Source organism: Hymenobacter algoricola (assembly GCF_039539525.1).
Classification (GTDB): Bacteria; Bacteroidota; Bacteroidia; order Cytophagales; family Hymenobacteraceae; genus Hymenobacter; species Hymenobacter algoricola.
Genome location: NZ_BAABDH010000009.1, coordinates 1 through 1,219 on the forward strand (window position 1 = coordinate 1; position 1,219 = coordinate 1,219).

Annotated in this window: 2 protein-coding genes; both read left to right on the forward strand. The window is 63.7% G+C overall.

Going from position 1 to position 1,219, the window contains the following annotated elements; genetic code table 11:
* The first annotated feature begins 148 nt into the window (after window positions 1–148).
* Window positions 149–526, forward strand: a complete 378-nt coding sequence (locus tag ABD842_RS02195; protein WP_345109434.1) for a hypothetical protein — start codon at window positions 149–151, stop codon at window positions 524–526.
* 4 nt (window positions 527–530) lie between these two features.
* Window positions 531–1,106, forward strand: coding sequence for an IS630 family transposase (locus ABD842_RS02200; RefSeq protein ID WP_345109437.1), 576 nt, complete (start codon window positions 531–533; stop codon window positions 1,104–1,106).
* Window positions 1,107–1,219 lie beyond the last annotated feature (113 nt).

Genomic DNA, 1,219 nt, shown 5'->3' on the forward strand with positions numbered 1-1,219 from the left:
ATTGACTACGAGTATACCCCCGCCAGCCACGTCACCTGGCTCTTGCTCGCCAACATGGCCTTATGCCTAAACCGGCTTGCCTAAATTCCCAAACACCCTCTAAGCGAACGGTGTAGCTGTTTTCCTGTCAACTGCGTAAGCCCTTGCTATGCAAGCCTATTCTTTAGATTTGCGCCAGCGCATCGCGCAGGCGTGTGCCATGCCGGGTGCCCGGCAGGTACAGGTGGCCGCCCGTTTTTGCGTGAGCGTGGCCTTTGTGGGCAAGCTGCTGCGCCGCCAGCGGCAGACAGGCGTGGTGGCCGCGCTGCCGGGCCGGGGCGGGCGGGCCCGCTACCTGGACGCGACAGCACAGGCCTGGCTCGTGGCGCGGATCGAGCAAGTGCCTGACCTGACGCTGGCTGAGTTGCGCACGGCCTGGGTGGCGGCCGGTGGGCGGCCCGTGTGTTTGCCTGTACTCTGGCGCGTGCTCGACGAGCACGGGCTGCGGCGCAAAAAAAAGTCTGCACGCCACGGAGCGGGATACTGAGCGGGTGCACGCGCGACGCGGTCAGCACGTGGAAGCGGTGGCGGCACGGGCCGACGTGCACCGCTTTCATTTTCTCGATGAAACGGGTCTGCGCCTGGATTACAGCCGTCGCTATGGCCGGGCCCGGGGTAGTCGGCGCGTGGGTGGGGCCGTGCCGCTGCGCCGGGGCCGCTCGCTGACCTTGATCGGCGCCTTGTCGGTACGGGGGCTACACGGGGTGCAGCTGCTGGAAGGCGCGCTCAACCACCACCGTTTTGCCCTGTATATCGTCCGCATTCTGGCCCCGCAACTGCGCCGCGGGGATGTGCTGGTGCTCGACAACCTGCCCGTGCATCACCTCTCGGGCGTACGCCAGTGGCTGGCGCGGCGCGGCATTGAATTGCTTTTTTTGCCGCCCTATTCGCCCGACTTTACGCCTGTCGAACAGGCCTGGAGCAAGCTCAAGACCCGGTTGCGACAAGCCCAGGCCCGCACCTACCAAGCCCTGAAAGAAGCGGTGCAGGACGCCATCGACTGGATCAGCAGCGACGATGCCAAAGCCTGGTTCAATCACTGCGGCTATCACGTACACCGTTCGTGAATTCGCTATAGAGCGGTTCTCAGGATGATTTACGGATTTAGACCTACCTTTTTGGGATGAAAGCTTACTCGCTTGATTTGCGCGAACGTGTGGCAGCGGCCTGTGGTCAGCCC

Bases quoted from the DNA above. Each gene is read 5' to 3' on its own strand.
- ABD842_RS02195 (WP_345109434.1), top strand. From the start codon at position 149: ATGCAAGCCTATTCTTTAGATTTGCGCCAGCGCATCGCGCAGGCGTGT.